At 39.1% G+C, this 26,918-nt stretch carries 25 protein-coding genes; 11 read left to right on the forward strand and 14 right to left on the reverse strand.

The window, feature by feature from the left end:
- Window positions 1-104: 104 nt before the first annotated feature.
- Window positions 105-443, forward strand: a complete 339-nt coding sequence (ytxJ, locus tag CLW00_RS16515) for a bacillithiol system redox-active protein YtxJ (RefSeq protein WP_106134799.1) — start codon at window positions 105-107, stop codon at window positions 441-443.
- Window positions 444-564: 121 nt separating this feature from the next.
- On the opposite strand, the gene CLW00_RS16520 is transcribed toward ytxJ, so the two are convergent.
- A complete protein-coding gene (locus CLW00_RS16520) occupies window positions 565-3,840 on the reverse strand; it encodes a TonB-dependent receptor (RefSeq protein ID WP_106134800.1) in 3,276 nt (1,091 codons plus the stop codon).
- A 360-nt stretch (window positions 3,841-4,200) separates the two neighbouring features.
- Here CLW00_RS16520 and CLW00_RS16525 point away from each other — a divergent pair, with 360 nt between their 5' ends.
- A complete protein-coding gene (locus tag CLW00_RS16525) occupies window positions 4,201-4,905 on the forward strand; it encodes a lysoplasmalogenase (protein ID WP_106134801.1) in 705 nt (234 codons plus the stop codon).
- Between the two features lie 60 nt (window positions 4,906-4,965).
- On the opposite strand, the gene CLW00_RS16530 is transcribed toward CLW00_RS16525, so the two are convergent.
- On the reverse strand, window positions 4,966-5,532 hold the full coding sequence (locus tag CLW00_RS16530; RefSeq protein WP_106134802.1) for a fasciclin domain-containing protein: 567 nt from the start codon (window positions 5,530-5,532) through the stop codon (window positions 4,966-4,968).
- A 129-nt stretch (window positions 5,533-5,661) separates the two neighbouring features.
- On the opposite strand from CLW00_RS16530, the gene CLW00_RS16535 reads away from it, so the two are divergent.
- On the forward strand, window positions 5,662-6,690 hold the full coding sequence (locus tag CLW00_RS16535) for a phenylalanine--tRNA ligase subunit alpha (RefSeq protein ID WP_106134803.1): 1,029 nt from the start codon (window positions 5,662-5,664) through the stop codon (window positions 6,688-6,690).
- A 253-nt stretch (window positions 6,691-6,943) separates the two neighbouring features.
- Here CLW00_RS16535 and CLW00_RS16540 read toward each other — a convergent pair whose 3' ends face one another.
- The 4 genes from CLW00_RS16540 to CLW00_RS16555 are packed head-to-tail and all read right to left on the reverse strand — an operon-like array spanning window position 6,944 to window position 9,083.
- Complete coding sequence (locus CLW00_RS16540; RefSeq protein WP_106134804.1) at window positions 6,944-7,708, reverse strand: phosphoglycerol geranylgeranyltransferase; 765 nt, start codon at window positions 7,706-7,708, stop codon at window positions 6,944-6,946.
- Window positions 7,701-8,069 carry a hypothetical protein gene (locus CLW00_RS16545; protein WP_106134805.1) on the reverse strand — a complete coding sequence of 123 codons (369 nt, stop codon included), beginning with the start codon at window positions 8,067-8,069 and terminating at the stop codon, window positions 7,701-7,703. The genes CLW00_RS16540 and CLW00_RS16545 overlap by 8 nt, the downstream gene beginning before the upstream one ends.
- Window positions 8,069-8,416 (reverse strand): phage holin family protein, encoded by a 348-nt coding sequence (locus CLW00_RS16550; protein ID WP_106134806.1) that lies wholly within the window; start codon window positions 8,414-8,416, stop codon window positions 8,069-8,071. Before CLW00_RS16550 ends, CLW00_RS16545 begins: the two co-directional genes overlap by 1 nt.
- A gap of 55 nt (window positions 8,417-8,471) precedes the next feature.
- Window positions 8,472-9,083, reverse strand: a complete 612-nt coding sequence (locus tag CLW00_RS16555; protein WP_106134807.1) for a YkgJ family cysteine cluster protein — start codon at window positions 9,081-9,083, stop codon at window positions 8,472-8,474.
- Window positions 9,084-9,278: 195 nt separating this feature from the next.
- Here CLW00_RS16555 and CLW00_RS16560 point away from each other — a divergent pair, with 195 nt between their 5' ends.
- The 7 genes from CLW00_RS16560 to CLW00_RS16590 all read left to right on the forward strand — a co-directional run bounded on the left by CLW00_RS16560 (window position 9,279) and on the right by CLW00_RS16590 (window position 18,578).
- Complete coding sequence (locus tag CLW00_RS16560) at window positions 9,279-10,013, forward strand: LOG family protein (RefSeq protein WP_106134808.1); 735 nt, start codon at window positions 9,279-9,281, stop codon at window positions 10,011-10,013.
- Entirely contained in the window at window positions 10,013-10,966 is a 954-nt protein-coding gene (locus CLW00_RS16565; RefSeq protein WP_106134809.1) for a lytic transglycosylase domain-containing protein, read from the forward strand. The genes CLW00_RS16560 and CLW00_RS16565 overlap by 1 nt, the downstream gene beginning before the upstream one ends.
- Window positions 10,967-11,026: 60 nt before the next feature.
- Entirely contained in the window at window positions 11,027-12,829 is a 1,803-nt protein-coding gene (locus tag CLW00_RS16570) for a hypothetical protein (RefSeq protein ID WP_106134810.1), read from the forward strand.
- Between the two features lie 112 nt (window positions 12,830-12,941).
- Window positions 12,942-15,773: an excinuclease ABC subunit UvrA gene (gene uvrA / locus CLW00_RS16575; RefSeq protein WP_106134811.1), complete on the forward strand. Its 2,832-nt coding sequence runs from the start codon at window positions 12,942-12,944 to the stop codon at window positions 15,771-15,773.
- Window positions 15,774-15,866: 93 nt separating this feature from the next.
- Window positions 15,867-16,919, forward strand: a complete 1,053-nt coding sequence (locus CLW00_RS16580; protein WP_106134812.1) for a sensor histidine kinase — start codon at window positions 15,867-15,869, stop codon at window positions 16,917-16,919.
- Window positions 16,920-16,932: 13 nt separating this feature from the next.
- A complete protein-coding gene (locus CLW00_RS16585; protein ID WP_106134813.1) occupies window positions 16,933-17,670 on the forward strand; it encodes a LytR/AlgR family response regulator transcription factor in 738 nt (245 codons plus the stop codon).
- Between the two features lie 149 nt (window positions 17,671-17,819).
- Window positions 17,820-18,578: a LytR/AlgR family response regulator transcription factor gene (locus tag CLW00_RS16590; protein ID WP_106134814.1), complete on the forward strand. Its 759-nt coding sequence runs from the start codon at window positions 17,820-17,822 to the stop codon at window positions 18,576-18,578.
- A gap of 67 nt (window positions 18,579-18,645) precedes the next feature.
- Here the strand turns inward: CLW00_RS16590 and CLW00_RS16595 are convergent, their stop codons facing one another.
- Window positions 18,646-19,005, reverse strand: coding sequence for a hypothetical protein (locus CLW00_RS16595; protein WP_106134815.1), 360 nt, complete (start codon window positions 19,003-19,005; stop codon window positions 18,646-18,648).
- Between the two features lie 282 nt (window positions 19,006-19,287).
- Window positions 19,288-20,634: a PhoH family protein gene (locus tag CLW00_RS16600; protein WP_106134816.1), complete on the reverse strand. Its 1,347-nt coding sequence runs from the start codon at window positions 20,632-20,634 to the stop codon at window positions 19,288-19,290.
- Window positions 20,635-20,862: 228 nt separating this feature from the next.
- On the opposite strand from CLW00_RS16600, the gene CLW00_RS21435 reads away from it, so the two are divergent.
- Window positions 20,863-21,018 (forward strand): hypothetical protein, encoded by a 156-nt coding sequence (locus CLW00_RS21435; protein ID WP_170073237.1) that lies wholly within the window; start codon window positions 20,863-20,865, stop codon window positions 21,016-21,018.
- 166 nt (window positions 21,019-21,184) lie between these two features.
- On the opposite strand, the gene CLW00_RS21285 is transcribed toward CLW00_RS21435, so the two are convergent.
- From CLW00_RS21285 to CLW00_RS16625, 6 genes are all read right to left on the reverse strand, one after another.
- Window positions 21,185-21,367 carry a type II toxin-antitoxin system RelE/ParE family toxin gene (locus tag CLW00_RS21285; RefSeq protein WP_281257452.1) on the reverse strand — a complete coding sequence of 61 codons (183 nt, stop codon included), beginning with the start codon at window positions 21,365-21,367 and terminating at the stop codon, window positions 21,185-21,187.
- A gap of 118 nt (window positions 21,368-21,485) precedes the next feature.
- Window positions 21,486-22,736 carry a pyridoxal-dependent decarboxylase gene (locus CLW00_RS16605; protein WP_106134817.1) on the reverse strand — a complete coding sequence of 417 codons (1,251 nt, stop codon included), beginning with the start codon at window positions 22,734-22,736 and terminating at the stop codon, window positions 21,486-21,488.
- 189 nt (window positions 22,737-22,925) lie between these two features.
- Window positions 22,926-23,666 carry a shikimate dehydrogenase family protein gene (locus tag CLW00_RS16610; protein WP_106134839.1) on the reverse strand — a complete coding sequence of 247 codons (741 nt, stop codon included), beginning with the start codon at window positions 23,664-23,666 and terminating at the stop codon, window positions 22,926-22,928.
- Window positions 23,666-24,598 (reverse strand): DUF368 domain-containing protein, encoded by a 933-nt coding sequence (locus tag CLW00_RS16615; RefSeq protein WP_106134818.1) that lies wholly within the window; start codon window positions 24,596-24,598, stop codon window positions 23,666-23,668. Before CLW00_RS16615 ends, CLW00_RS16610 begins: the two co-directional genes overlap by 1 nt.
- A gap of 67 nt (window positions 24,599-24,665) precedes the next feature.
- Window positions 24,666-25,439, reverse strand: coding sequence for a phosphosulfolactate synthase (locus CLW00_RS16620; protein ID WP_106134819.1), 774 nt, complete (start codon window positions 25,437-25,439; stop codon window positions 24,666-24,668).
- 30 nt (window positions 25,440-25,469) lie between these two features.
- The gene (locus CLW00_RS16625; RefSeq protein WP_106134820.1) at window positions 25,470-26,885 is read right to left on the reverse strand and encodes a tetratricopeptide repeat protein; all 1,416 of its coding nucleotides are present in this window, start codon (window positions 26,883-26,885) and stop codon (window positions 25,470-25,472) included.
- Window positions 26,886-26,918 lie beyond the last annotated feature (33 nt).

Below are 26,918 nucleotides of genomic sequence, written 5' to 3' on the forward strand. Positions count from 1 at the left end.
AACTCTATTGAAAAGGAATGATTGGTTAAGCTTAGGAATTTATACAAGGAACTATTTTCAGGCCAAAGTTATTTAACCCTTATTGAATTAAGAATTATTAAGAGATGAATTGGGAAAAGATAGAGAAATTAGCGCAAATAGAGGAACTTAAAAACCTCAGCAAAGAAAAACCTGTATTGATTTTTAAGCACTCCACGCGATGTAGTATCAGCAGCATGGCCTTGGACAGACTTACAAGGAACTGGAAGGATTCGGATTCTGAAATCATCAAACCTTATTACCTAGACCTGATCAGCTACAGACAGGTTTCTGATGAAATTGCCAATGAATTTGGGGTGATGCATCAGTCTCCACAAGTAATCCTTATCAAAGATGGCAGAGCCACTTATGACAATAGTCATATGGGTATCAGCTATGGAGATATTTTGGCAGAGGCCAAGTAGTTTTTCCATAAAAAGAGATATGAAAAAGGCCTGATGCTTCAAATAACATCAGGCCTTTTTTTTAAAACACAAAAAACGCCGGGCTTTCGCTCGGCGTTTTTAATTTATGGTCTTTCAAGTATTAATTGAAAGAGTATCTAAGACCAACTTGCATTCTCCAAACGTTAGCAATGCTGTTTGAAAGTCTGAAAGTATCATTGATGATAGTAGTTGTTCCAGGATTGGTAGTGATTCTGTAAACTGGCTCGTTGTTGGCATTTCTTCCTCTGAAGTTCAGAGGGTTTCTTTGCCATTCTATTTGAGGTACACCCCACTCAGAATTCAACAAGTTACCTACGTTCATGAAGTCTAATCTAAACTCCAATCTATTTTTGTCATCTCTTGTAACGTTAACCCTTTGGATAAAACTCAAATCAAAAGTATTAACCCAAGGTCTAAGACCAGCATTTCTATCCAACACAGTACCTCTACTTTTACTCAAAAGAGCATCTTGATCTATGTAAGCATCGAACAATTGTGCCTGAAGCTGAGGAGTGTAAACTACATCATTCAAAGTATATTCTTCGAAATTCAATTCAGAAGCGCTGTTTGGTACGTAGATCAACCTGTTTGAGGCATCACCGAAGTTACCTGCATAAGTGTAGCTCCATCTTCCTGCATTACCACCTTCGTAGAATAGAGAGATAGTAGTGTTTTTGGTTGTGTAAGACAAGTTAGCAATCAATCTCTGCGGCTGATCGTGTTGAGCAAAACCAAGCTCAGGGTTGTTTCTATCACTTTGAACAATTGAAGGCCATAGAGAGATTGCTTGTGAACCTCCGGCAGCATCCAAGTCTCTAGCTCTTGAAAGGGTATAGGCAACATTTGCATAGAAACCACCTTCAAATGCTTTTTCCAAACTTACAGTAGCTGAAACATAATCAGCTCTTCTGTTGGCGTTGGTCAAGAAGAAAGCATTTCTAAAGTCAGGATCATTAGAGTATCCTGCAAGTCCTGGCTGAGAAGTCCAGAAAGGTCTCTGGTCAGGGCCATTCAATGTTCCATCAGGGTCTCTCAATACCAAGTTGTTAGCAATTGGAGTAGTTACATCTCTTGAGTAGATGAAATCAAATGCACCGATAATACCGAATGGCAATTGCTTGTCAACACCAAGGTTTGTTCTCCATACTTGAGGCAATCTGAAGTTTCTGTCAGTCAAGTTCAACTCATTTGACAAGGTTTGACCTGGGTTTTCAGGATTGTAAGCAGTCACATCAGGATTGAAAGTAATACCTGCATCAATTACTTCTTGTCCTTCTAAACCATAACCACCTCTGATTACACCAGAGCCATTTACTTGGTTAGACAACCATACGAAAGGAATACGACCTGAGAATACACCCGTACCACCTCTAATTACTGTAGATCTGTCACCATTCACATCCCAGTTTACACCGATTCTTGGTGAGAACAATGGATTAATTTTAGGGAATACAGAAACATCAGGTGTGAAAGTAGATCCATCAGGAGCTGTGAACGTTTTGTTCAAATTGTTCAACAATTCGTTTTGAGGAATATCGATTGGGTAGAATGGAAGATCAACTCTCAAACCACCAGTCACTTTCAATTGAGAAGTAACTTGATATTCATCCTGTACATAGAAACCTAACTGGCCAAATCTTGTGGCATCAGTTGGAGGAGTAGTAGAACCATCCAAAGCAAATCCTTTAGCAAATGCATCAGGGAAAACGTTTGGATTTCTGTTGATTACACCTTCTACGAAGTTGTCATACCCAATATATCTATAGAAACCATTGAAAGTTGGGTTAAACGCGTTGTCAAAAGTCATGTACTCAAAGTTACCACCGATAGTATATGTGTGCTTACCTTTGAAGATTGAGAAGTTGTTTGTGATGTTAAGGATATTGTTTTCCAACAAGTTACCTACAGTAAACAACTCATTACCCATTGACATGTAGTAAAGTGGGTTTCCAGACTCATCTGGTTCAAGTACTTCTATGAAAGGAAATGCTTGACCACCTGGGATACCTCTTTTAGGATCCGTAACGGAAGTGTAACCAATATTCAATTGGTTTGACATATTAGAACCAATTCTGCTGTTCAATTCAGCCACAACAGACTGGACTCTTCTATCATTGGTATAGTTGGCATTTCTGAAGTTGATACCTTCTACACCTGTTCTATTGGTATTAAAAAATCTTGTTTGGATATATCTGATTGAGTTTCCATTAGTAGGAATATCAGTAAAGGCAGTGTAACCATTATAACGAACAGTCAATTTGTTGTTTTGATTGATGTTATAATCTAACCTTACATTCAATCTTGTCTGCTCAGAGTTGAATGGATAAGAATCAGGAGCACCTGTATCATAACCATATATACTGTTTAATCTATCTCTAACGAAGTTCGCTTCAGACAATGGGACTCTTGAAATGAATTGACCATCTGGAGTTTCGCCATCTCTAGCAGCTCTTCTCAAAATAGAAGGGCTTAATTCTGTTTCAGTCTCATAGTTGACGAAGAAGAATAATTTGTCTTTAATAATTGGACCACCCAATCTAAAGCCCATAATTTCATTTCTAGCGTCATTTTGAGGAATAAAATTATCACCTATTTTGGTACCCTGCATCTGATCATTTCTCAAGAAATAATAAGCAGAACCTCTGAAAGTGTTGTCACCGGATTTGGTAATAGCATTTACACCAGCACCAGTAAATCCACCTTGACGAACATCATAAGGAGCAAGGTTAACTTGAATTTCTTCAATAGCATCCACAGAAACAGGATTACCGCCCGCAAACTGTCCAGAACCAAGTCCGAAGTTGTTGTTGTAGATGTTACCATCAATGGTAAAGTTGTTAAATCTTGAAGAAGTACCCGCAAAAGCGTTACCATTGGACTGCGGAGTCAATCTGGTAAAGTCATTTACACTTCTCGTTACAGTAGGAAGAGAATTGATTCTATCGCTACCAAGGTTCAATGCAGCACCGGTACGGTCAGCATCCAAGATTCCACCTTTAGTAGTGATTACCTCAATAACATCCAATTCCATTCCATCAGACATTACTGCATTGATGTTGTAGTTCTGTCCAAGAGAAAGGTTGATATTGTCAAAAACCCTATCTTCAAAACCCACGAATGTAACAGTAACTGCGTAGGGACCACCTACCCTTACGTTAGGTAATACGAAACGACCATCCACGTTGGAAACCGCACCGTATCTAGTTCCTGATGGCGTGTGTACCGCCACAATGTTAGCTCCTGGAAGTGTTTCACCGGAAGCATCCGTAACAACCCCCTGCATGCTAGCAGTCGTAACCCCTTGCGAATATGCTGTACCGGCTGCAAAAACCAGCATCAACACTGCAAAAAGACTCTTTAGTAATGATTGCCTCATAATTTTTGTTTTTTGTGGAAAATTAAGATTTAGTTTAGAAATAAGTTTTGTTTTCCAGCTACAAATGTAGAGGTCTTATCCAAGTTTTCATTTTAGTTATTGTTAAGTTTTAACATTAATTCACATCATTACTTAACAATTTCTTAACATTGAATTTGGAAGGAAATTCTAAAATCATGCAAATTTTGCCAATTCAATCGTTTGAATTCACATAAAACAGCCCTTTTCTCAAAATTAATTATCTCGGGCAAAAAGTGTGTTAAGAAATCTTTAACCCAATGTTAAGCGCTCTATTCGTGTAAAAAGGGGAAAATTAAGGGTATAATCTCCATATATTTAGCAATAAACCATCCAATCAAAATGAAAAAAAGAAATTTGCTTTGGCTATACCTTTTCCTTTTTGTCAGCATCATTGATATTCTCTTTACCGCCAATGGGCAATTGGAATACAGGTATTATTCAAAACCTCTGATAATCCTTTCTTTATGGGCCTATTTTATTGCATCGAGTGTAGCCATCAAAGGAACTACACTGCGAAAAGCTGTAAGTGCTGCATTGATTTGCTCTTGGGCCGGGGATGTCTTGCTTCTATTTCCAAATCTCTTTTTATATGGCCTTGGGGCTTTTTTACTCGCTCACCTATGCTATATCTTCGCCTTCAAGATCGCCCAAAAAAATCCTTTCGCTATAGGACAGGTCAATTTCATAAGGCTCTTCTTTTATAATCTCCCCATTTATATCATCGCCGCTTTCGTCTATTTCTTGATTCAGCCGGGACTTGGTAATATGAAATGGCCTGTCATCATTTACCTGATTGTCATTGTGATGATGGCCACTGTAGCGAGAGAGAGATTTGGGAATACCAATGCCATCAGTTTCTGGCAGGTTTTTATCGGGGGGCTTTTCTTTGTAGTCTCGGACGGTATTCTTGCCATCAACAAATTTTTCGAGCCTTTTCCTGAATCGGGGGTTTTGGTCATGGGCACTTATATACTCGCACAGCTCTTGATAGTAAGAGGGATTATGGCTCATGGACAAGAGTATAAAGTTGCTACCAAAAAATAAACCCTACCGATAAAAATGTCGGCAGGGCTATTGGTTTGCGTGGGATTAGTTTTACTTGGTTTAGCTTTTCGGCAAAACCACGGTATCTATAACGTGTATAACACCGTTTGATTGAAATACATCGCCTATGGTCACCTTGGATTGGTTCCCGTTTTCGTCAGAGATATAAAGGTCTTTTCCTTTCATCCATGCCGTCAATTCACCTCCACTTACTGTTTTGAAAGAAGCTTTACCATTGCCTTTTTTGATAGCATCAGCGATTTCTTTAGAGCCCAACTTGCCTGAGACTACATGGTAGGTAAGGATATTGGTCAAAGTCTCTTTGTTCTCTGGTTTTACCAAAGTTTCAACTGTACCTGCCGGTAATTTCTCAAATGCAGCATTGGTAGGCGCAAAAACTGTAAATGGTCCTGCAGTCTGAAGCGTTTCAACCAAACCTGCAGCCTGTACTGCCGCTACCAATGTGGTGTGGTCTTTGGAATTCACTGCATTTTCTACAATGTTTTTGGAAGGATACATAGGTGCGCCACCTACTTCAACTGTTTTTTCTTTTTGTCCAAAAGCTGTGAAAGCATTCAGAACAAACATGGCCAAAATAGCCGCTTGGAAGAATCTCATGGTTTTCATAAATAATATTGGTTTAAATGTTATGGCAGGATTTACGGATATCTGGTATACATTGGATTTTGAAGGATCAAAAAAATGTATTTACCATCAATTGTTTTAGATTTGTGCCTCTGATTAAAAAACCAAAACATGCATCAGGAAAAAATTGAAGCCATCAAATCCGCTATTGCATCAGCAGATGCGAGTAATGCCGAAGAACTTGAGGCTTATAGAATGTCATATATCAGCAAAAAATCTGTAGTCGGTGAATTGTTTGCCGGCATGAGGGATATTCCCAATGAACAGAAAAAAGCTTACGGACAATTGGTAAATGAAGTCAAGGTTTTGGCTGAAGCCAAATTCCAGGAACTGATTGAAAAAGTAAATTCATCCTCCAAAAAGTCAAAATCAACCGATATTGACCTTACTTTACCAGCTACCAATATTGCGGCAGGAGGTATTCACCCGCTCACCGCCACCAGGCAGCGTATTATTGAGATTTTTGAAAGAATTGGCTTCAATCTATCTGAAGGACCTGAAATCGAAGACGATTGGCACAATTTCACTGCATTAAATTTCCCTGAAAATCACCCGGCGAGGGAGATGCAAGATACCTTTTTCGTAGAAAAAAATCCTGATATCGCATTGCGGACGCATACTTCTTCCGTTCAGGTAAGGGTGATGGAAAATCAAAAACCTCCTATCAGAACTTTGTCTCCGGGCCGGGTTTTCAGAAATGAAGCCATTTCGGCAAGAGCTCATTGCATTTTTCATCAGGTGGAAGGTTTATATGTAGATGAAAATGTAGGTTTTGCTGATTTGAAAAATACGCTTTACCACTTCGCCAAAGAAATGTTTGGCAAAGAGACCAAAGTGAGGTTTAGACCATCTTTTTTCCCATTTACGGAGCCAAGTGCAGAAATTGACATTTCATGTCAACTCTGTGGTGGCAAAGGCTGTAATGTGTGTAAAGGCACAGGTTGGGTAGAAATCGGCGGTTCAGGAATGGTCGATCCAAATGTGCTGGAAAACTGTGGCATCGATTCTAAAAAGTATACAGGATTTGCATTTGGAATGGGAATAGAGCGTATAGCCATGCTTAAATACCAAATCAAAGACCTACGCCTTTTCACTGAAAACGATGTAAGGTTTCTGAAGCAATTTAGATCTATGGTGTAAGCGTGTATGTCACGAAGAAAATCACGAAGCGCTTTTTAAGTTTCGGTTAGTGGGGACAGTAACCTAGGCGAAGCGTAAAAATTGATATTAATAGATATTAGATACTGGTAGATATTTGAACCTAGGGTTGGCGAATCCTTTGTGCCTTTGGGTCTTTGTGGCTCATTTCTTTAATTGCTTCTTTGTGGCAAAAGAATAACCACAAAAAACTTGGGGAACCCTTTGCGTGTTAGCGCCTTTGTGGCCTAAAATCTTAATTGACTCTAAAATGTACAGTATCTAAAAATGAGGACACCTCCTCTAAAAGCTCCATATTCTCAACCACAGCATTGCCTAAAACCACCAAATCTGCCCCAGCCTGGAAAGCTGTTTTGATTTTCTCCAAGCTATTCAGTCCACCACCAACAATCAAGGGTGCTGCCACAGCTTTTTTTACCTTCTGAATAATCTCAGAAGAAACAGGAACAGGTGCTCCGCTTCCGGCATCTAGGTAAAAATATTTTAATCCTAAAAATTTCCCTGCAAGCGCAGTCGCAACAGCAAGTTCAGGGCGATGATTGGGCAAAGGAATAGTTTGACTGATGTAATGCACAGAAGTCATTTCCCCTCCATCTACCAACATGTATCCCGTCGGCAAGGTCTCTACTTGGCTTTTGGCTAATTCGGGAGCTATACTCACATGTTGCCCAATAAGAAACTCTGGATTACGCCCAGATATCAGGGACATAAACAAAATCCCATCGGCAAGAGGGGAAAATTGAATGGCACTTCCGGGGAAAAGAATTACAGGTGTGTCGGTATCAATACTTTTAATCAATTGGATGATTTCTTGGATATTATTTCGCTGTAAAAGACTACCCCCCAAGAAAAAAAAATCAACTTTGGCGTTGACTGCCCTGATAACCTTTTCACTAAAATCAGCCTTAGATTGAAAATCATCTGGATCAATGAGCCAAATCAAGCCCTTACGCCCCGAATGATAAAAACTCTCAATCAGGTCTTTAATTGAATTATTCATCTTCTAACTCTGTGTCTTGTTTGCCAATTTGATTGATAAACTGTTGCTTACCATAGCTAATCAAGACTGGGAGCATCAATGCTCCAACCCGACCCAAGAATCCGGATTTTTGCTTTTGGGTAAGTTTCTTTTCAAGATCCTCATCCAGCAATCCTTCTCTTTCCAAAACCTTCAATACTTGTTCGGTTTTTTTGTTTTTCTTGCCTGACAACAACCTAAAAACTGAAAAAGCTACTAAGCCTCCAACAAGTGCTCCTGCTCCTACTTTTATCCAATCTTCAGAATCCTTTTTGGCAATATTCAATTGCATGCTAAGGGTTTGCTCTAGCTCTTCGGCTTTCTTTTTCAAGTCCTCTTTCATTACCTTTTGCTTTTTCTACCAAAAATAAATCCTGCAACAAAACTCTTTATTGAATTCAAAAGACCCTTTGCATCTTTCAAAAACAGGAGTAAAACAAAAATTAAAAGGTATATGAAGGCTACGTAAAGAAACCCTTTATATGTAGAATATAGTAGTTCACTTAAGTAAAAAGCAAGTGAAATACTGGCAAACAACAACATAAGCAAAGTGGCAATGACCATAGTGGCCAAAATCACAATCTTGGTCATGATAGCGGAAAGCCTTTCACTGATTTCATCTTTGATCAGCTCAATTCTTACTTCTACAAGTTGTTTGATTGTCTGTACTATTTCAGAAACATTGATCATAAAAAACTTTTATTTATTGGTAATTAAGATTCCAATATACAGCAAAAAGCTGGCATCAAAAACTTTCAGTGGCTTCCGGTTCCTGATTTTCCGTGTAAAACATATAGGTCAATACCCTCTCCAAAGCACTTTTGATCGCTTGGTTGATTGGCAATTGCTCTTCAGCCAATCTGCTGTCAATATTATTCAGTCTCCTATATGTCCCTGCACTGGAGGGAATTGGCATGTCTTTATTGACCTCTACCGCAGCACGCAAATACTCATCCTGTTTTTGGGTCTTGATGATCTTGCAGGTAATAATTTCTTTTTTGGCTTCTTTGTTGGTTCGGCTTGCAGAGCCAAAAAGCCGACAGATTAAGCCTCTATTTTGATAGTCAGAGCAGAAACCTGAGGCACCGTCTAGAGAGAAGCTTTTGTATACGATGCAAAAATCTTCATCCGATGTCTTTTCCAACAATTCAAAAACAGCTTCAGCTTTACCTTTTTCATACATGTCGAAGGCAAAAGGTAAAAATTCCAACACTGAGGCGTTTACTTTAGGGTTGGCGCAACACTTGCCACAGCCTGCAATGCAACCGAGCTGGCTGGCATCCAAAAAGGCCTTGATTTCGAGGTCAAGTTCGTTGAACAAAGTCCTGACTTCCTGCGACTTTTCCCTAAGGTTCATAGATTTCAAATTAAAAGCTTGCGAAAGTACTTAGAGTTTCCATAGTAAGCAATAGGACGGTCTCTGCCAAGGTGATTTGTTTGATTCAAACTCATAAAATCAGTACTACTTTTATTATCCTTCGTTTAAGTTCTATCTTTATTGGCTTAAAGTTTATTTTTGAGCCTTTGACTAATCAAGAAAAAAGGAATACATATGAGTAACAGGTTTGACAATTTTGACGAAAAAAGAGAAGAAAAAATCCGTAAGGCCTTCAAAGAAAGGGACTGGAATGAAATCAAGAGTACGGATTCTTGGGTAATTTTTAAGGTGATTTCGGAATTTGTAGAAGGCTTTGAAAAACTTTCTAAAATCGGCCCTTGTGTATCTGTCTTTGGATCTGCCAGAACACCAGCCGAACACCCTCATTATAAAGTGGCGGAAGAACTCTCCGCCAAACTCGTGCGACATGGTTATGGAGTTATTACAGGAGGAGGCCCTGGTATCATGGAAGCCGCAAACAAAGGTGCTGCTTCTGAAAATGGCCGTTCTGTAGGGCTTTGTATCAAGCTGCCATTCGAGGCCAAAGGCAACATTTATATTGATCCTGACAAGATGATCATGTTTGATTACTTCTTTGTCAGAAAAGTGATGTTTACCAAATATTCTCAAGGCTTTGTGGTTCTACCAGGAGGTTTTGGCACTTTAGATGAATTGTTCGAAGCCATGACTTTGATTCAGACCATCAAAATCGGCAGGTTCCCTATAGTCCTTGTAGGCAAGGAATACTGGTCTGGTCTCATGGATTGGATTAAGAAGACCCTTTTGGAACAATACAATTATATAAATGCTGAAGACCTTGACCTATTTATCCTGGTGGACGACGCTACAGAAGCGGTAAAGGTTATTGACGATTTCTACAGCAAGTACCTTCTTACCCCTAACTTTTGATGTTGCACAAAACACATATATTTATACTCTATGGCCTTATAGGTTTGTTATTTTTGCTTCTTTTTCTCAAAACCTCGGAAAAAGGCGAAAACACCCTTCATGCTGAAGAAATAACCGTTGAATCAAGTACGGGAGAAGTTATTACTTTTTCCATACCTGAACCCAGAGTCCGGACTTTTGACCTCCCTCAAAGCATCACATTCGCTGAAGAGGCAGTACCTCTGCACATAAATGATGTAAGAGAACGCTTCGAAAGGGAAATCTATGTGAATGCTTATTGGCAATCCAATATGATCCTGCTGATGAAGCGGTCCTACAAATACTTGCCCACCATAGAAAAAATCCTTCATGAGCAGGGAATACCTGACGATTTCAAATATCTGGCAATGGCTGAATCTGGCCTGATGAATGTAGTCAGCCCAGCTGGTGCAAGGGGCTTCTGGCAATTTATGCCAGCTACCGCAAAAGAACATAACCTTGAAGTCAGTGATGAAGTAGATGAACGCTATCACTTGGAAAAATCAACGTTGGCAACATGCAAATACCTTAAATCGTCTTTTGCCAAATTTGGAAATTGGACAGCTGTCGCAGCCAGTTACAATATGGGTATTACAGGTTTTGGCAAAAGACTCCAAGAACAGAAACAAGCAAATTACTACGATCTTCTGCTTAACGATGAGACAAGCCGGTACCTCTTCCGAATATTGGCTTTCAAAGAGATCTTTGAAAATCCTGAAAAATATGGCTTTAACTTAGACCAAAGTGAACGCTATCAAGTTCCTGTTTTAAGGGAACTGACAGTAGACCAAGATATCGATAACCTTGCTGCCTGGTCGATCAAACACAATAGCAATTACAAGGAACTCAAAATTCACAACCCTTGGTTGAGGTCTTCCAAGCTTAAGGTCAAAAGAGGAAAGGAATATATAATCAAGTTACCGGCTACTAATTAATCTGTAGTATCTAAAGTATTCGTCTAAAATCCATAACTTAAAGCCACTTAATGTAATGACATGAAAAAAATCCTATGGGGCGTCCTCATTTTTTTAGGCATTGTGGCTTTTGTCATGCGCGCCGTCCCATTTTTTGTGTCTATTTACCTGAATCAAAATGCTGACCGCATCGTCAGCAATATGATTACAAGGACATCTACCTTTGGTAGCCATGAGGTACATTTTGGCGAAATTGTCCTGGACTACAATTACAAGGGTACTTTTCTCCATATCAAGGATATTGAAGTGACCCCACCATCATTGGAAAATGAGCAAAAAATGAAGTTCAATCTCAATGTTGAAAGGCTCAACATTACAGGCTTCAATTGGTATGCTTTTCTGTTTCAAAATACAATTTCCGTAGACTCAGCATTTGTAGACAATATTAGTGTAGTTTCTTCTAGCCCTCCTCTAGACTCTCTTGTCAATGGGGACAAAGAAAGAAAAGAGGAAAAAACTGAAGAAAAAAAGAACCGTGATTATGATGCAATTAAAGTCGGTTTCTTTGAATTGCGGGATTTCACAGTTGAATTTAAGGACAGCACAAATGACTCCCTTAGGATGTCAATGGTGGATATGGACCTGCAAGCCTTTGATTTCAAACTCCCAAAAGAGTACCTAAGGGATAACAAAGCTTTGTTTGATGTCGGTTCTGTACACGGGACGATTGAAAGTGCAGAGTTCCATTTTGACCAATTCAGGCAATACACCAGGGTCGAAAATATCGAACTCGATACCAAAACGGGCGCGATGACTTTGGGATATGTAGGTCTCTTGAACAAAGAAGGAAAATATGAATACACCTCACAGTTTGATCAGGAAAAATCTTGGATAGAGATCGACAATGCAAGCATGGAGCTTAAGGGTGTAGATTTCATGCATTTTTTCCAAAAAAATGTCATCGAAGTAGACACCGTGTTTGCGCGAGATCTTGAACTAGTGGCTTTCAAAGACAAGAGAAAGCCCGAAGACAAAGCTCGAAGACCTCAGATGATCAATCAAATCCTTGAGAAATTGGATCAAAAAATACGTGTTGACAATTTTATCTTGGAAAACGCTTTTATCAAAGTTGAGGAAAGACCTGATAATGACGCTCCCACTGCGGGTCACATTCATTTTTCTGAAGTCAATGCACATGCCAGCAATGTCACCAACATTAGTGAAAAAATCGATGAAAATAATGAAATCTTGATTGAAGCTTCAGGGAAAATAATGGGTGAGGGCACTTTGGATGTCAAGCTTATCTATTTCCTGAATACTGAAATGCACGACTTCAAAATGTCAGGAACACTCCGGGATCTGGATCTCAGGTCTATAAATACCATGGTAGAGCCAGAGGCAAAAATTGGTTTAAAATCAGGAAAAGTGAATAGGCTGGACTTTAACATAGCTGCCAATAATTACGAAGGAAGCGGGGAATTGATTTTTCGGTATGAGAACCTGGAAATAGAAATTCTGAACGAAGATTTTGAAAGTGACAATAACCTATTGAGAAAATTGGGAGCATTTGTGGCCAATAAACTGGTGATTAAATCCAACAATCCTGACAAAAGAGGGAACCTTCAAAAGGGAAATGTATATTTCATGAGGCTTCAACATAAATCCATGTTCCATTATTGGTGGCAACTTATTTTTTCCGGACTCAAATCGACCCTAACTGGGGAAGAAATTTCTGACATGAGAGAAAAGGCAAAAGCCGAAAGGTCAGGAGAAGAAAGTTCTAACAAGTTGATCAATATTTCATTTGGGAGTAAGGACAAGGAAGAGAAGCCTACCCGAAAGGAGAGAAGGGAAGCTCGAAGGGCAGAAAAGGAGAAAGAATAAGCCCAAAAACAAAACCTTGTAAAGTCTGATGGGTTTTATGTAAGGACTCATTTCGGAATCCCCATCTATTCTATGTATTTTTGCAAGCTTTAAAAACATGTCCATATCCCCCATGTCAAACCAATTAGTTGAGAAAAAAGAAGAGTTGATTGAAATCTTTGGCGCCAGGGAACACAATCTCAAAAACATAGACATTGCCATTCCACGAAACAAACTCATCGTTCTTACAGGTTTGAGTGGGAGCGGAAAGAGCTCATTGGCTTTTGATACCATTTACGCAGAAGGTCAAAGGCGGTATATGGAGAGCTTTTCCGCTTATGCCCGCTCCTTTTTGGGCGGAATGGAAAGGCCTGATGTAGACAAAATCAACGGACTTTCGCCAGTCATTTCAATAGAGCAAAAGACCACTTCAAAAAATCCACGCTCAACAGTAGGAACTGTCACAGAAATCTATGATTTCATGAGATTACTATTTGCCCGGGCAGGTGTGGCGTATTCTTATCTCAGTGGTCATAAAATGATCCGTCAGACAGAAGACCAGATTGTAGAACAACTTTTTGAAAACTTTAAGGGGAAGAAACTGTATATCCTTGCTCCAGTAGTAAAAGGAAGAAAAGGGCATTACAGGGAGCTTTTTGAGCAAATTCGCAAAATGGGCTTTTCCAAAGTGCGAGTAGACGGTGTAGTCATGGAAGTACAGCCTAAAATGCAGGTAGACCGATACAAAATCCATGATATCGAAATTGTAATTGACAGGATCGTGGCAGATGAAGAAGACCGTTTTAGGATCAGTCAATCATTGAAAACGGCTCTTCAACATGGAAAGGGCATTATCATGCTGAGGGATGAAGAAGGTAACATCCATCACTTTTCAAAATACCTGATGGATCCCACTACAGGTCTTTCATATGATGAACCTGCTCCAAACACTTTTTCATTTAACAGTCCGTACGGAGCATGTCCATCCTGCAATGGATTAGGAGTCATAGATGAAATCACAAAAGAAAGTATCATTCCTGACCCAAGTCTGAGCATCACAAGAGGTGGAATCGCTCCCTTGGGAGAGTATCGGGATGTCTGGATTTTCAAAAAAGTAGAAGCCATCCTCAAGCATTACAAATGCAGCATTTCGACACCGATCGCCAAACTTCCAGAGGAAGTAGTGGATATATTGCTGTATGGAGATAAAGTAGAAGTAGCTGTTGACTCCGTCAAGTATCCCGGCACCAAATGGCATACAACTTTTGAAGGTATTGTCAACTTCCTACAAAAACAGCAAGAAGGCGGCACCGACAAGATACAGGATTGGGTAAGTGAATTTACAATTACCAAGACCTGTCCGGATTGTGATGGATATCGGTTAAAAAAGGAATCTCTACATATCAAACTTGACGATACACATATTGGTCAGCTTGCTAATATGGACATTACAAGCCTTGGGGAATGGTTTGAAAACCTGGAAGACAGGCTTGACGAAAGGCAAAATGTGATTGCTAAAGAGGTGCTCAAAGAAATAAGGAAGCGAATTGGCTTTCTTCTGGATATTGGGCTGGATTACCTTTCACTGAATAGACCATTGAAAACCCTTTCAGGCGGAGAAGCACAAAGGATCAGGTTGGCCACACAAATAGGAACCCAACTGGTGGGAGTACTTTATATTCTTGATGAGCCAAGTATTGGTCTGCACCAAAGGGATAATGTCAAACTTATCAAAGCGCTGCAAGATTTACGGGACTTGGGTAATTCTGTCATTGTAGTAGAACATGATAAAGACATGATGTTAGCTGCAGATTTTGTGATTGACATAGGGCCTGGAGCAGGTAGACATGGTGGACAGATAGTAGCGGCAGGGACTCCAAATGAAATCTTGCAAAAAAACAGCCTTACAGCCAACTACCTGAATGGGAAGGTGAGCATTCAAGTACCTGACAAAAGGAGAAAGGGAAGTGGAGAACACCTTATTTTGAAGGGTGCCTCAGGTCATAACCTTCAAAACGTAGACTTAAAACTTCCCCTTGGCACCATGATTTGTATCTCAGGAGTATCAGGGTCTGGAAAAAGCTCCCTGATCCACGAAACATTGTATCCATTACTCAATCAGCATTTCTATAAATCCAAAAGAGAACCCTTAGCTTATAAAAGTATAGCCGGTCTAGAGCATTTGGACAAGGTGATCGAGGTGGATCAATCTCCAATTGGAAGAACGCCTAGGTCAAATCCCGCTACTTATACAGGGGTGTTTACAGATATCAGGGCTTTATTCACTGAGTTGCCAGAGGCAAAAATCAGGGGATACAAACCTGGACGTTTTAGCTTTAATGTCAAAGGTGGGCGCTGTGAAGATTGTGAAGGAGGAGGTATGAAACTGGTAGAAATGGATTTTCTTCCTGATGTTCATATTCCTTGTGAAACCTGCAAAGGCAAAAGATACAACAGGGAGACTTTGGAGGTAAGGTTCAAAGGAAAATCAATATCTGATGTATTGGATATGACCGTAGAGCAGGCTGTTGACTTTTTTGAAAATCAACCGAAAATATTGCGGAAAATCAAAACCCTAAACGATGTTGGTCTTGGATACATTACCCTTGGGCAACATGCGACCACATTATCAGGAGGCGAAGCACAGCGCGTAAAATTGGCGACTGAATTGTCCAAAAAAGATACAGGTAAAACCTTCTATATTTTAGATGAACCTACCACGGGGCTCCATTTTCAAGATATTGAACACTTACTTGAAGTACTCAATAGATTGGTGGATAAAGGCAATACAGTCTTGATCATTGAGCACAACATGGATATCATCAAAGTTGCGGACTACGTCGTAGATCTAGGACCAGAGGGAGGATCAAAAGGAGGTCAGATTATCGTCAAAGGAAGTCCTGAGCAAGTAGCCAAGCACCCCAAAAGTCACACTGCCAGATTTTTGAAGGAAGAATTAAGTTGAGCACCTTATATAACCCTCCATTGCGGATAAAATACCCTGCTGTAAAAAGAATAGTCAATCTGTCAAAGGCTTAGCTATATTTGAATCCCGCTTATGAATAGAATTCGCTTATATTGGAGTCTGCAGATATTGGGTTGGTCAGGCTTGGCATTGATCTACTTGTTTTTTGTCTCGTTGTACAGTGGAGTATCTCCAGTGCAAGTGGGTGCATTCTTTTCATTATCGGCGTTTTATCTTTTTTCCACACATGTGTTCAGGAATGTGTTGAAAAAATACGGCTGGTTCAACCTTAGCTTTGGCCGGTTATTGTTTTATACTTTCTTGGGCATAATCGCATTGAGCATCACCAATACCATCGCTCAGGTTCTGATCAATTGGATCTTTGATACATTAAACCCAGAAGTAGATTTCCGGCCGATAGCTATTGCGGGAAACATATTTGTAAGCTTTCTATTCTATGCATTATGGGCCATGTTGTATTTCCTTTTTCACTTTTTGGACAATTACAATCAATCCTTAAAGTACCAGGCAAAAATCAACGAAATACAGCTCAATCACCTCAAAAGCCAGTTGAATCCACACTTTATTTTCAATGCATTGAACAGTGTCAGGGCTTTGGTAGATGAAGATCCCATTAAGGCCAAGTCAGCCATCACTCAGCTGTCCAATATTTTGCGGTTTTCACTGATGATGGATAAAAAGAGGACAATCGATTTTGAGAATGAATTCAATACTGTCAAAGACTACCTAAACCTTGAATCTATACGCTTTGAAGAACGGCTCGACGTTAAATACGAGATTGATCCTACAGCATACGAATACAAAGTTCCACCTATGATGCTTCAAACAATCGTGGAAAATGCCATCAAACATGGTATTTCAAATAGACTCAAAGGCGGCTTGATTCAGATCAAGTGTCATGAGGGTATTTCTGATAGTTTAATTATACAGGTAAAAAACAGCGGACAACTGAAACCCAATGCGTTGACCAAAAAAAAAGATGGCGAAGGTCACGGAATCAGCAATACCATACAGCGGTTGAAATTGATTTATGGAAGCAGGGCTTCTTTCAAGATTTTCAACTCAGGTAGCGATTTTGTCATCACTGAAATAAAAATTCCAAAACAAAACCTTACATTAGGTTAAAATTTAACTAAAAATGCGCGCACTTGTAATCGACGATGAAAGATTAGCCAGAAAAGAGCTGATCAACTTACTTTCACAATTTGACCAAGTCGAAGTGGTCGGTGAGGCAAACAACGTAGATGATGCCAAAGATAAAATTGAATCTTTAAACCCCGATGTGGTTTTCTTGGACATCCAAATGCCGGAAAAAACGGGCTTCGATTTGCTGGAAGAGTTGGACAATGTACCACATGTAATTTTCACGACTGCATACGACGAATATGCCCTCAAGGCATTTCAAGTCAATGCACTAGACTACTTACTCAAGCCTGTTGAGACCAAAAGACTAGGAGAAGCAATAGAAAGGCTTCAAAAGAAACTTGTAGATGCCCAAGACAGACAAGAGAGTGCTACCGAATCACAACAGAACAAAAAGCTTACCCTCAATGATCAAGTATTTGTCAAAGATGGAGACAGATGCTGGTTTGTCAAACTTCAAAACGTAAGGTTGTTTGAATCTGATGGCAATTACATCAAAGTCTACTTTGACAACAACAAGCCGATGATACACAAGTCGCTCAATGCACTTGACGAGAGGTTGGATGAAAAGTCTTTCTTCAGAGCAAGTAGAAAGCACATCATCAACTTAAGTTGGGTAGAAGCTATCGAGCCTTGGTTCAATGGAGGACTGGTTGTTACTTTAAAAGGTGGTGACAGAATCGAGGTGAGTAGAAGACAAGCTGCAAGGTTTAAGGATATGATGAGCCTTTAATTGTATGTGATTTTAATATAGTCAATAAAATCACGCATTTTATTGATTCTCAGAACCAAATTTTGTAAATAGAGGAACATATTGGTTTTGTATCTATAAAAATCTATTTTATAAAAAAATTTAACGCTTAAATTTCTCAAGTAAGCACTATGAAAGAGGAAAGAATTTTAATCGTCGAAGACGATATCAATATTGCTGAAAATATTGAAGAGATTTTGGAGCTTTTAGGATATGTCAACATAGACACAGCCAATTCAGCCAACCAAGCCATTAAAGTGGTCAAAAAATACCGGCCTGACTTGGTGTTTATGGACATCAAGCTCAAAGGGGATAAAGATGGAATAGAACTCGGTGAAATTATCAAGCAAATGGTGGATGCACCATTGGTTTTTGTTACATCATATTCTGACCCTACTATAATCGAAAGAGCAAAAAGGATAAACCCTGCAGGTTTCATTGTAAAGCCATTTAACACAAATGACATCCACGCCATAGTTGAAATTGTTCTTTACAACAAAAGAGCAAAACCAGCACCGGTCTCATCGGCTACCGTTGCCAATATCGACGAAAGCCCTTACTTGGTGACGGATGCTGTCTTTATCAAGTCAGATAATGCTTATGAGCGGGTTCTTTACAAAGACATCTACTATGTAGAAGCCAATGGCAACATGGTCACCATCTACTGCAAAGGAAGGAACTTTACCATTAGAAAATCTATGAAAGATATGGAAGAAAAATTGCCTTCCAGCCTATTCTTAAGGGTTCAAAAGTCTTTCATAGTGCAATTAGCCCAAATAGAAAGCTTTAATACAAAAGACATTTCTCTCATTTCCGGACCTGTCGTGCAGGTCGGAAGACAATATTATAACGGCTTCCTAGCCAAACTGAATACCATCACAGAAAGCTGATAAAATAAAAAAGGTGAGCAATGCTCACCTTTTTTATTTTCAAAAAACCAAACAATCAACTAAACTGTCATATAAGGTAAAATTCGTGCTTGCCAGTAGCCATCATAAAAATTCCATTTTTTAGTAATTCTTTGAATTTTCCTTCAATCTCAGATTTCTCACCATAAAACTCGGCTACCACTTCTCCATACTTATTGATAAAGGTAATGGTAGGCAAAGCCTTTACGTTGATATCTTTCAAATCGATCTCCAAAGCTTGTGCTATTTCCTTGGTATCACTTAAAGTATCATTCACTTCCATATTGGAAGTCACCACATCGAAAGTATTCACTTTCGCTTCTGCACTGGCTGACCATAAAATTGTCAAAGCCATCAATAGGCCTAAAAAGGCACATACATTTTTCTGAGTTAAAATAGTTGGTTTCATTTTCGTAATGTTTAGAATGAATAGTATAAATTCCCAATTCAATTCATATCTGTACCACTCCTATTTCAAAATCTGACCCAAATATTTCAATATACTGATTATCAGTTTTTTAAAATTTTTTAGCCAAAAACAGGTGTACGTATATGGACATGAATCATGAATTTATGATACAATCTCTAGAATCGAAAAAGCGTAAAAAAGGTTGCACGGAATTGATGAAAAAAATAAAAAATCCGATGAAATACAAAATATTTCATCGGATCACCTTAGAAATCATGTGTTTTACAAAAGATCATTTGCCAAATTAGCCAAATCTGACCTTTCTCCTTTCTCCAATTTGATATGGGAATACAAAGGGTGGTCTTTGACCCTGTCTATCAGATAGGAAAGCCCGTTGCTTTGAGAATCCAAATACGGAGTGTCTATCTGAAAGATGTCACCTGTAAAGATGATCTTGGTGTTTTCACCAGCCCTGCTGATGATCGTTTTGATTTCATGCGGAGTGAGGTTTTGCGCCTCATCTACAATGAAGAAAATATTTGATAAAGACCTTCCTCTGATGTAGGCCAAGGGCTGGATCACCAACTTTTCCTGATTGACCAATTCTGTTATCTTTTGGTATTCTTTATCCGATTCTTTGAATTGATTTTGGATAAATTTCAGGTTGTCCCAAAGAGGCTCCATGTAAGGATTCAACTTAGACTTGATATCACCTGGAAGGTAACCAATATCTTTATTGCTCAGTGGCACTATTGGTCGCGCCAAAAAAATCTGCTTATAATCACGTCTCTGTTCTAATGCCCCTGCCAAGGCAAGCAGCGTTTTTCCTGTTCCGGCTACTCCTTGAATTGAGACTAGCTTCACCCTAGGGTTTAAAATGGCATGTAAAGCAAAAGTCTGTTCTGCGTTTTTAGGCTTGATATTATAGGCTAATTTTTTGTCTACCCTTTCAAGGGTATTTTCTTCAGCATTGAAATATGCCAAAACAGAATTTTTCTCACTCTTTAATATATAATAGGCATTCGCTTTTCTTTTTCTGGTTCCTAATATCAACTTGGCCTCAACATGATGTTTGTCATAAAGTTGGTTGATCATTTCCTGATCAATTCCATCCAACACAAACCTTCCCGTGTTTTCAAGTTCAGAGATGTTTTTAATTTTGCCTGTTTCATAGTCTTCGGCATTTATTTCCAGAGATTTCGCCTTGAGTCGGAGATTGATGTCTTTGCTGACCAAAATGACTTTCCTGTTTTTCTCTGTTTCTTTCAGATGCAGTGCTGCATTGAGAATTTTGTGGTCATTCTTTTCTTCACCAAAGACGATATTGGCATTGATGTTATTTTCCGGATTCATCAAAACCCTGAAGTTACCCCTTGTTTTACCGTTGAGTGGAGTCCAGTTGTGAATCATGTTGTCTTTGGAAAGCTTGTCAAGCAAGCGGATAAATTCCCTAGCTTCAAAGTTTTTGGTGTCATTTCCCTTTTTAAACTGATCGAGCTCTTCCAATACAGTGATGGGGATGACCACATCATGTTCTGCAAAGTTCATGATAGAGTTATGTGCGTATAAGATTACCGAGGTATCAAGCACAAAAATTTTACGGTCTTTATCGGATTTAGCTCTAGGCATAAATGGTAAAATTTTTTGGTTATTAGTTATCAATAAGTTAGAAAAATAAAAATAAGATTACCATTTATATAAGAGAAATTAAGATAGATTAAGGATTAGACAAAGTTATCTTTTTGAAAATCAAGTTGATAAATTTTCCAATTCCGAAAAGGGGCTCCATTACTCCAAAATTTGGGTGCTTGCTGTCCAAATTCACAGTTTATTCTCGAATTCATCGAAATTAGTATAATGAATGCTTATTTATCCAGAATATTTACCGATTCTCGACTTGAGAAATTGGATTCATCCAAAAAAGCTGGAAAAGTAAAGACCCAAGAACAGGTTTCTATTTTATCTATTGAAGCAATTTTTGCTTTAGGGCTTTTGGGGATCAGTTTGGCATAATTGTTTGCAGTCTATTTCCCACAAGTTCCTGAAATCATCACCATCACTACTTTGGGTTTTATGGTGGAGGGGATATTGTAAAGAAAAAATCAACCAAACCATGCCTCAGAAAGGTGGAATGAATATGTTTAAGCTTATGTAACACAATATTTGACAAGGTATAAACTTATACTTTTAACTTAGTGGGATTTTGCCTCGTATCAAAAACTGTTGCAATTAATATCGTTTTTTCCTCTAAGTAAATCTTATAAACAATTTTATAATCTCTTTCAACCAGATACCTGAATCCTCTTCCGGCAACTATCGGATTATCTTCTACCTGTCCCATTTCGGGGTGCTCTAACAGCAAAAGGGTTTCATGATTATCCTGCTTTTGATTGATTTAGCCAGTTTCAAATCCATGTAAAAGCAAAAGCGTCTTCCAGACACTGCCCGGAAGACGCCTAGTACTATTTCAAAGCTTTAAACTACTTCCTTCCCCTTAACTCTGAGTCCAAGTCCATCAAGAATGCATCAATGGTACCTTGCTTGACATGGGGCATTACCACTATCTTAAACCATTCGGGTTCAAATTCATATGAGTCAGCAACCAAATAATACTTGTTGGCCAATTCCTTACTCATATATTTAGCCTTGATGGCGATGATATTGAGGTGGGGGTTTCTGAAGTATTCCACACCCATTCTTTCCAGTTTTTTGCAGATCCGCTCAGTCTTATCACAAAGCGTTTCCATTTTGTACTTCCAACCTTCCGAACCATGGATTTGCAAAATCATCCACATCGAAATCGCATTGGCACCCGACCTGCTCCCACTGATGGTAAAGTCTTTGCCAGGAATGTATTGCGCCTCTTCCGTCTTGACAAAGTCAAAGTATCCTTTTCTGATCAGAAAAAGACCCGTACCATATGGCGTCTGTAACATCTTGTGACCATCTGCTGTGATGGAATTCATGTAAGGATTTTGGAAGGTAAACCTACTTGTAGTATTGGTAAAAGGATAGATAAAGCCTCCATAAGCTGCGTCAACATGAATTTTGAATTGGACATTCAGTTTGGTGAAATAATCACCCAACATATCAATATCATCTACAGAACCAAACATAGTAGTGGATAGGTTTGCTATCACTATAAAATACTTGATGCCGTCTTGAGTAGCTTCCTTGATTTTTTGTTCCAAAGACTCTTTTTTAATCTCCCGAGTTTCTGAATCCACTTCCAAGATGATGTTGGTCAAGTTTAGGATATTGGCACCTTTAGGCATAGAGTAATGCGAGTCTTGACTATACACCACTCCAATTTCTCCAAGTCTTGCCCCAAATTTATTTCTAAAGTAGTTTCTATAGATCCACATGGCTTGAATATTGGCTTCAGTACCTCCCGTAGCCACATATCCGTCCTGATGGTCAACATCACCGTTGAATATCTCTTCCGCTACTAATTTGACCAGTTCTTTTTCGATTTTTTGAGTTCCTTCAAATACTTCCAGAACCGAATCCTCACTCAAAGTGTGTACCCCAATATGGTTGGGATTACGTACCATAGCAGACATAAATGGTGCATCTTTGAGAAAAGGCGCATCAGGATAAAATTCAGTGGTATCCAGATAGGTTCCAGGGATTCCCAAAATGGGCCTATCCCCTCTATAATCGAGATTTTGGTCTAAAGCCTTGAAAATATATTCTTTAACTTGTTCGTGTGATCGTTTTTTCCAGTACATAGTTTTGATGATTTAAATGGGTCCGCAAACCCTCCCCCCGTTCCAATGCAGTGATGATAGCATATTGCATCGGATAGCTGAAGAAGATATTTTTGCTAAGAAGCAAAACAAAAGATTCTTAGCTCAAAGTACCTGATACTTGAGCGTTCTTCTATTGTATGCGGATGTTACTTGATTATAAGATTGAAATCAATTCCAAATCTTCCAGGCAGCCTCTGCCTGAAGTTTGAGCATTTCGAGCCCATTTTTCGTCAGTGCCCCTCGGGCCTCCATGGACCTCATCAAAAAAGTTTTTTCAGGATTATACACCAAGTCATAGACTTTGTGGTTTCCTGAGATTTGATTGATATCTAAATCAGGCATTTCCTCAGTATTGGGAAAAGTACCCAAAGGCGTAGTATTGACAATCAGGTAATGAGAAGCAAGTATGTCAGGATTATTTTTCAGCGCATCATAAGTGAGAAAATCAGGCTGATCACTTTCGGATCTTGACACCATTTTATAAGGTATAGATAGGTCTTTCAAAGCCTGCACTACCGCTTTTGAGGCTCCACCAGTACCTAATACCAAGGCCTTGGGTCTTTCATTACCCAGCCATTTTTCCAGTGAATTTTTGAATCCAATGTAGTCGGTATTGTATCCCGTTAATTGATTGTTTCTTATTTGGATACAATTTACAGCGCCTATCTCCCTACATGCGGGATCAAGTTGATCTATAAATGAAAACACCTTTTCCTTGTAAGGAATCGTAACACTCAATCCCAACAACTCCGGGTTTTCCTCTAGTACTTTCGGGAGCAGCCCTATATCAGGAATTTCATACAGATCAAACCTGCAGCCATCAATGCTTTCTTTTTCGAATTTTTCAGTGAAATACTTTTTCGAAAAAGAATGACCTAATGGATAACCAATCAACCCGAATTTTTTCATCATTCCTTAATATAGTTTGCAGTCCGCTCTATCCCTAAGACGAGTAAAATCCCAAATGAAAATGCGAGAGCTGCATACAAAATTAATGATTCTTCGCCAGTAATGGCCAAAAAGTCTTGAGGAAGTACGTTTTCTGTAACAAAAGGCTTCTGAATGCCACTAGAGGACATCCTATAGGAGATCACGTTTTTCCATGGCCAGATTTTATTGATTGATCCCAACATGATCCCTGAGAGAAAAGCCAAAGTCATGGCATGGTACCTTTTAAGAAACCAAGAGATCAACCTGCTGAAGGAGAGTAATCCAACAACACAACCCAAGGCAAATAGACCCAAAACCAATATATCCCGGTCATTCACAGCTTGTAAAACTCGCTCATACTGTCCAAGAATAAGAAGTAAAAAACTTCCAGAAATCCCAGGAAGTATCATGGCACTTATCGCTATGACTCCTGCCACAAAAGTAAACCATGCTGCCTCAGGAGATGTTGTCGGCGGCAAACCTGTCACCCAATACGCAAATACTATTCCTCCCAAAAGCCACAGTACTGTTGCTATGTTCCATTTCTTGATATCTCTCAAAATGATTATAGCTGAAATGATAATCAGCCCGCAGAAAAAAGACCATAAGGGTATGGGAAGGTTATCCATTAGATAGGTAATCAACCTAGACATACTGAAAATGCTGAAAAGAATCCCCACAAAAAGGGTCAGAAGAAACTTCCCGTTGATATGTTCCCAAAAAGCAACAAACTTCCCTTTCAATAAATACCTAATTGCCTCAGCATCTATCGACTTGATGCTGTCAAGCAGTTTTTCGTAAATACCTGTGATCAAAGCAATAGAGCCACCGGAAACTCCCGGAACTATGTCCGCTGCACCCATGCCCATTCCTTTCAAAAAGATCAGAATGATACCTTTAAATTTTCCCATTGTGTGAAATGAAAAAGATGCCTGAAAAACTCAGGCATCAATGATTCAGTAATCAGTTATATTATGATTATAAAGACTTGTGATCGCCAATAAAATGATCAAAGGTATCTCCTCTTAGGCCCAATCTGATGGTTTCCAATGGTATCAACTCGTTAGGGGCAATATTTCCAAGATTGACATTGGCACCAAGAAGCTTGACAAACCATACTTGTTGTTCCTTTTGTGGAGCTTCCCAGATAATTTTATCCTCTGGTATTTTGGTTAAAATCTCTTCTACCAATCCCTGCCTTACCTCTCCAGAATCTCTAAAAAGACCTACGGTACCGCCTTCTCTGGCTTCACCGATTACTTTCCAAGAGCCCGCATCCAGCTCGCTCTGCATCTGATCTATCCATTTGTAAGGAGGTATGATCTTGGCGGCATCTTTAGAACCGACTTCTGAAAGTACTGTCACATCTTGAGACAAAGTTCTGATAAACTCACATTTTTTATCGTGAGGTAAGCTGATTGAACCATCAGATACTTCTGCGAATTTAAGGTCGTATTTTTCCAATACCTTGCGGTAATCATCAAACTGATCTCTTATCACAAATGCTTCGAAAAGTGTACCCCCCAAGTATACAGGAATACCGGCATCTCTATATATTTCGATCTTCTCGGCAAGGTTTTTAGTCAAGTAAGAAGTAGCCCAACCTAATTTAACAATATCTGCAAAATCACTATTGGCGCTTACAAAGTCTTCTACTTCCCTAATGCTCAATCCTTTGTCCATAACCATGGTAAAGCCTGAGGCACGGGGTTTTTCAGTCCGTACAGGAAGATTTTTAAGAACGTAATTCATTCAAATAAATTCAGATTTTTATAAAAGGTGTCAGGAAGCTGAAGTGTCTTCCCTATACTGAGAGATAATTTTGAAAATGGCCTTTTGCTTTTCGATTTCAGGCATCAAATCATACAAAATTATATGCTTCTCAAAGTTCAAAGTTAATGCATTTTCTAAATATGAAAAGGCTTCCTTGTATTTCCCCGTTTTCAGCATATAAATGACCATTCTATAATAAAGCTCTGCCTCCTCTGGCAATTCCTCTATCCCTTCCTTGATTACATCGATGGTTTCCTCAAACCTATTTTGATCGAAATAGATAATGGCAAGATTGACATATGTCTCCATTATACCTGGCTCTAGGTTGATCGCTTCTTCGTATGCCTCAGAACTTGCTTGAAGATTACCCAATTGATATTCTGCATCAGCAAGACCTACCCAGTAATTGGCATTTTCGTTGCAAAGGTTGATCGCTTTCCTGAAATAATGTATGGCTTCAAAAAACTTCTCTTTTTTAAGCATACACATCCCTAAGCCAAACCAAGCATCTTCATATTCAGGATCAAGCTTTGCTGATTTTTTGAAGTATTTGAATGCCAGATCTATCTGATCTAGCTTTTCGTGTGCAGCTGCAAGATAACAGCAGTTTTCAGCATTCGCTCCTTCACAGTTTATGGTATTTTGATATGCTTCCAAAGCAAGATCAAACTGCTGGGTATTCATGTATGCATTGCCTAAATTAAAATATGCAGAGGCAAAAGCATCATCTATAATCAAGGCATAATCATAAGCCTGTATGGCTTCTTCAAACCTTCCTAGTCTATTATAAACCACACCCATATTGTACCAAGCACCGGCACTGTATGGATCTTGGTCAATGAATTCTTGATAAAATTGCAGGATCTCATTGAAAGAACCTTCCTCCTCGGTGATCATAGCCAATTGAAAAAGGGCATCTTCGTGGTTGATCCTCAATTTCACACAGTCTTTATAATGCGCTATCGCTTTTTTCGGATCGTTTTCAGACCTGAACAGGTTTCCCAAGAGGTAATGTACCTCTGCTTTGTCATCAGCCAAAGGCAAAAAATCTTCCAACATTGCTATCGCTTCTTTTGTGTTTCCAGCCATCATCAATGCACTGGAATAAGCAAATATGATATCCTCGTTATTTGGAGAAAGATTATTAATGTTTTCAAGAATTTCCAAGCCCTCTTCCAATTCGTCATTGAAAATAAGGCAATTGGCTTTTAGAAGTTTAATTTCTACACTAAAGGGGAATTTTTCCAATGCATGCTCAGCGGCTTTAAGTGCTTTGACAAATTTCTGCTGATCAAAATAAAACCGGACAATGTTTTCTAGCTCTTCTTCCTCAAAATACAAGTCAAGATTGGCTTTTAGCGAGTTTTCAAATCTTTCTACTAACTCTTTATCCTCTTCCCATTCGTTTTCAAAGTCTCCGGTCATCGGCGTATTGATTTGTTATTTTAAGGTACCAAA

Source organism: Mongoliibacter ruber (assembly GCF_003003005.1).
Lineage (GTDB): Bacteria > Bacteroidota > Bacteroidia > Cytophagales > Cyclobacteriaceae > Mongoliibacter > Mongoliibacter ruber.